4 protein-coding genes are annotated in these 5437 nt (G+C 61.9%); 2 read left to right on the forward strand and 2 right to left on the reverse strand.

Annotation, left to right across the window (positions count from 1 at the left end; all coding sequences use genetic code 11):
• Together ACK1VC_RS21755 and ACK1VC_RS21760 are read right to left on the reverse strand one after the other, a co-directional pair.
• Positions 1-438: MaoC family dehydratase (locus ACK1VC_RS21755; protein ID WP_449118041.1), on the reverse strand; the 438-nt coding region annotated here is incomplete at its 3' end.
• A 34-nt stretch (positions 439-472) separates the two neighbouring features.
• Positions 473-1417: an alpha/beta hydrolase gene (locus ACK1VC_RS21760; RefSeq protein ID WP_016488562.1), complete on the reverse strand. Its 945-nt coding sequence runs from the start codon at positions 1415-1417 to the stop codon at positions 473-475.
• A gap of 218 nt (positions 1418-1635) precedes the next feature.
• Here ACK1VC_RS21760 and fadD2 point away from each other — a divergent pair, with 218 nt between their 5' ends.
• Both fadD2 and fadD1 read left to right on the forward strand, forming a co-directional pair.
• A complete protein-coding gene (gene fadD2, locus ACK1VC_RS21765; protein ID WP_095116770.1) occupies positions 1636-3324 on the forward strand; it encodes a long-chain-fatty-acid--CoA ligase FadD2 in 1689 nt (562 codons plus the stop codon).
• A gap of 359 nt (positions 3325-3683) precedes the next feature.
• The gene (fadD1, locus tag ACK1VC_RS21770; protein WP_096426623.1) at positions 3684-5381 is read left to right on the forward strand and encodes a long-chain-fatty-acid--CoA ligase FadD1; all 1698 of its coding nucleotides are present in this window, start codon (positions 3684-3686) and stop codon (positions 5379-5381) included.
• The last annotated feature ends 56 nt before the right edge of the window (positions 5382-5437 follow it).

Below are 5437 nucleotides of genomic sequence, written 5' to 3' on the forward strand. Positions count from 1 at the left end.
CTCGACTGTCTGCTGCTTGCGCGGCGCCAGGATTTCGGCCTCACCCTGGACCACCAGCTCATCGTTCTGGTTGTACACGTTGGTGGCAATGCGCACCTTGAACTTGGGCAGCTTCTCGAGAATCTCCAGGCGCACGGTCAGGGTGTCGCCAATCTTCACCGGCTTCTGGAAGCTCATCTGCTGGCCCAGGTAGATGGTGCCAGGGCCTGGCAGGGTGCAGGCCACCGCAGCGCTGATCAGCGCGCCGCTGAACATGCCATGGGCAATACGCTCGCGGAACATGCTCTTGGCGGCGAACTCGGCATCCAGGTGAACCGGGTTGTGGTCACCGGACATGGCAGCGAACAGCTGGATGTCGCGTTCTTCAACGGACTTCTTGTACTCGGCCGTCTGGCCAACTTCGAGGGCTTCGTAAGGCGTGTTGGTGACCTGGGACATCGGTGCTTCCTTAAGCGTTAGGCGAGGGCGGCTATCATTCACTGCGCACGGGGCGGCCAAGGGCCAGCGCCTGCTCAAGCCAGCCGAGAATATCGGCGGTGACCTCGTCACGGTTGGTTTCGTTGAGTACTTCATGCCGCGCCTCAGGATAGACGCGCAGCTGTACATGTCGATTGCCGGTCGCGCGCAGGGCGTCGGCCAGATGGGTTAGACGCTTGCCGGCACTGACCGGATCACATTCGCCACCGATTACCAGCATGGGCAGGTTCGGATCGATCTGCGCGAGGTTACCCGGCTGGCTGATCTGCGCCAAGCCTTGCAGCAGGTCGAGCCACAGCTGGTTGCTGCAGCGAAAGCCGCACAACGGGTCGTTGACGTACAGGTCGACCTCGGCTGGGTCGCGGCTAAGCCAGTCGAACGCCGTGCGGTTGGGTTTGAACGCTTTATTGAACGACCCGAACGACAACCATTCGATCAGCGCACTCTTGCCTTGCGGCCCTTGGCGCCAGCTCTCCAGCCGGGCAATCAGCCGCGCCAGGCGGTACAGCGCCGCCGGTTGGTAGTTGGAGCCACTGAGAATCGCCCCGTGCAGGCTGGCGCTGTGGTGCAGCAGGTAAGCCTGGGCAATGTAGCTGCCCATGCTGTGGCCGAACAGAAACAGCGGCGTGCACGGGTACTGCTGGCCGATGTGCTGGGCCAGCAACCCAACGTCATTGACTACGGCATTCCAGCCATGATGGCGGGCGAACAGGCCGCGGCTGCCCAGCTCGGCGCTGCGCCCGTGGCCGCGCTGGTCGGCAGCGAACAGGGCAAAGCCGGCCTCGCTCAGGGCATGCCCCAGGCGCTGGTAGCGCCCGGCATGCTCGGCCATGCCATGGGCCAGCAGCACCACGGCCTTTACCGGTGTGGCCGGCAGCCATTGATGCACATACAGGCTGCAGTGCTCGCTGGCGGGGAGCCAGAAGGCGTCGTGGGGCATGGCGGGTCCTTGTGCGCGCGGGTACCCGAACAGTGTATGCACAACCGGCCGGATTGCAGGAAGGGCACAAATAAGATTCACAATGTTAATGGCGGCACTTGGCGTATATGCCGCCTTGGGCTTACCTGCTAACGTCGGAGCAACGCCTTTTTGCCGGCAGGCAATCAGGTAAAGGACTAAAGGACGCAGTGCAGGTCCAGGCAGAGGAACAATAATAAATGCAAGCCGACTTCTGGAATGACAAGCGCCCGGCGGGCGTGCCTTCCACCATCGACATCAATGCCTACACCTCGGTCGTCGAGGTATTCGAGCGCTCCTGCAAGCGCTTTGCCGACCGCCCGGCGTTCAGCAACCTGGGCGTGACCCTGACCTACGGGGAACTGGAGCGCCACTCGGCAGCCTTCGCCGCCTGGTTGCAGCAGCACACCGGCCTCAAGCCGGGTGACCGCATCGCGGTGCAGATGCCCAACGTGCTGCAATACCCGATCGCGGTCTTTGGTGCCATGCGTGCCGGCCTGATCGTGGTCAACACCAACCCGCTGTACACCGAGCGCGAAATGCGCCACCAGTTCAAGGACAGTGGCGCACGTGCGCTGGTGTACCTGAACATGTTCGGCAAGCGGGTGCAGGAAGTGCTGCCCGATACCGGCATCGAGTACCTGATCGAGGCGAAGATGGGCGACCTGTTACCTGCCGCCAAAGGCTGGCTGGTCAACACGGTGGTCGACAAGCTGAAGAAGATGGTGCCCGCTTACCAGCTACCCCAGGCGATATCGTTCAAACAGGTGCTGCGCGAGGGCCGCGAGCACTCGCCCAAACCGGTACCGTTGAGCCTGGACGACATCGCCGTGCTGCAGTACACCGGCGGCACCACCGGCCTGGCCAAGGGCGCCATGCTCACCCACGGCAACCTGGTGGCCAACATGTTGCAGGTGCTGGCCTGCTTCTCGCAGCACGGCCCCGACGGGCAGAAGCTGCTCAAGGACGGCCAGGAGGTGATGATCGCACCCCTGCCGCTTTACCATATCTATGCCTTTACCGCGAATTGCATGTGCATGATGGTCACCGGCAACCACAACGTCCTGATCACCAACCCGCGTGACATCCCCGGCTTCATCAAGGAGCTGGGCAAGTGGCGTTTCTCGGCGCTGTTGGGGCTGAACACCCTGTTTGTCGCATTGATGGACCATCCCGGTTTCCGCCAGCTGGATTTCTCGGCGCTGAAGGTCACCAACTCTGGCGGCACGGCGCTGGTCAAGGCCACCGCCGAGCGCTGGGAGGCGCTTACCGGGTGCCGCATTGTCGAAGGCTACGGTCTGACAGAAACCTCGCCGGTGGCCAGCACCAATCCCTATGGCCAGCTGGCGCGTCTGGGTACGGTGGGCATCCCGGTAGCGGGTACCGCCTTCAAGGTAATTGACGACGATGGCAACGAATTGCCCCTGGGCGAGCGGGGCGAGTTGTGCATCAAGGGGCCACAGGTGATGAAGGGTTACTGGCAGCAGCCTGAGGCCACTGCCCAGGCCCTGGATGCGGACGGCTGGTTCAAGACGGGTGATATCGCGGTGATCGACCCGGACGGTTTCACCCGCATCGTCGACCGCAAGAAGGACATGATCATCGTCTCGGGCTTCAACGTGTACCCCAACGAGATCGAGGACGTGGTGATGGGCCACCCCAAGGTTGCCAACTGTGCCGCCATCGGCGTGCCGGACGAGCGTTCTGGCGAGGCAGTGAAGCTGTTCGTGGTGCCGCGCGAGGGCGGGCTGAGCGTGGAAGAGCTCAAGGCTTACTGCAAGGCCAACTTCACCGGCTACAAGGTACCCAAGCACATCGTGCTGCGCGAGTCGTTGCCGATGACGCCGGTGGGCAAGATCCTGCGGCGGGAGCTGCGCGACATAGCTTGAGTCTGTGTTGGCTGTTTCGCGGGTGAACCCGCTCCCACAGGTACTGCACAGCCTCCAAGCTTTGTGCGGGCCCCTGTGGGAGCGGGTTCACCCGCGAATGCGTTCAAGGTGGTCTAACAGGCCTGTTTCAGCCTGATCTGCGACATTTTGGTTAAAAACTCTAAAAATGACCTGTATTGTTCATTGAGTCATTTTTGTGACTGCAAGGCCTGTTTTGGCCTCTAGGCGACCCCAGGCAAAGCTGTTACTCTCGGCCCGCTTTCAGACGATCCGGTTTGCAACGAACCGCCGTCTCATATCAATAATAAGCGCATCGACGCGCCAATCGAACTTCGCTGTTGCTGAAGGAGTGGGCTTCCATGATCGAAAATTTTTGGAAGGATAAGTACCCAGCCGGGGTTACGGCGGAAATCAATCCTGACGAATTCCCCAATATCCAGGCAGTACTCAAGCAATCCTGCCAACGCTTTGCCGACAAACCGGCCTTTAGCAACCTGGGCAAGACTATCACTTATGGCGAGCTGTATGCGCTGTCGGGGGCGTTTGCCGCCTGGCTGCAGCAGCATACCGACCTCAAGCCGGGTGACCGCATTGCCGTGCAGCTCCCCAATGTCCTGCAATACCCGGTCGCGGTCTTCGGCGCCATGCGTGCCGGGCTGATCGTGGTCAACACCAACCCGCTGTACACCGCGCGGGAGATGGAACACCAGTTCAACGACTCCGGCGCCAAGGCTTTGGTGTGCCTGGCCAACATGGCCCACCTGGCCGAGAAGGTGGTACCCAAGACCCAGGTCAGGCACGTCATCGTCACCGAAGTGGCCGACCTGCTGCCCCCGCTCAAGCGCCTGCTGATCAACAGCGTGATCAAGTACGTGAAGAAGATGGTGCCGGCCTACAGCCTGCCGCAGGCCGTGCGCTTCAACGACGCGCTGGCGTTGGGCAAGGGCCAGCCGGTGACCGAGGCCAACCCGCAGGCCAACGACGTGGCCGTGCTGCAGTACACCGGTGGCACCACCGGTGTGGCCAAAGGCGCCATGCTGACCCACCGCAACCTGGTGGCCAACATGCTGCAGTGCCGAGCGCTGATGGGCGCGAACCTGCACGAAGGCTGCGAAATCCTCATCACCCCGCTGCCGCTGTACCACATCTACGCCTTTACCTTCCATTGCATGGCAATGATGCTCATCGGCAACCACAACGTGCTGATCAGCAACCCCCGTGACCTGCCTGCCATGGTCAAGGAACTGGGCAAGTGGAAGTTCAGCGGCTTTGTCGGCCTCAACACGCTGTTCGTTGCCCTGTGCAACAACGAGGCGTTCCGTGCACTGGACTTCTCGGCGCTGAAAATTACCCTGTCGGGCGGCATGGCCCTGCAACTGAGCGTGGCCGAGCGCTGGAAGGCCGTTACGGGTTGCGCCATCTGCGAAGGCTACGGCATGACCGAAACCAGCCCGGTGGCGGCGGTGAACCCGGCAGAAGCCAACCAGGTGGGTACCATCGGTATTCCGGTGCCGTCCACCCTGTGCAAGATCATCGATGACGCCGGCCACGAGCTACCGTTGGGCGAGGTGGGCGAGCTGTGCGTCAAGGGCCCGCAGGTGATGAAGGGCTATTGGCAGCGCGAAGACGCCACCGCCGAGATTTTGGACAGCGAAGGCTGGTTGAAGACCGGTGACATCGCCCTGATCCAGCCGGACGGTTACATGCGCATCGTCGACCGCAAGAAGGACATGATTCTGGTCTCGGGCTTCAACGTGTACCCCAACGAGCTGGAAGATGTGCTGGCGGCCTTGCCGGGCGTGCTGCAGTGTGCAGCCATTGGTGTGCCTGACGAGAAGTCAGGTGAAGTGATCAAGGTGTTCATCGTGGTGAAGCCGGGCATGACCGTGACCAAGGAGCAGGTGATGGAGCACATGCGTGCCAACGTTACCGGCTACAAGGTACCGCGCCTGATCGAGTTCCGTGATGCGCTGCCGACCACCAACGTGGGCAAGATCCTGCGCCGCGAGCTGCGCGATGAAGAACTCAAGAAGCAGGGCTTGAAGAAGATCGCCTGACGCCCCGCCAGCGCGGTCCCTGCAGGAGCAGCCGTGTGCTGCGAAAGGGCCGCAAA

This window comes from Pseudomonas sp. XP2, assembly GCF_053557975.1.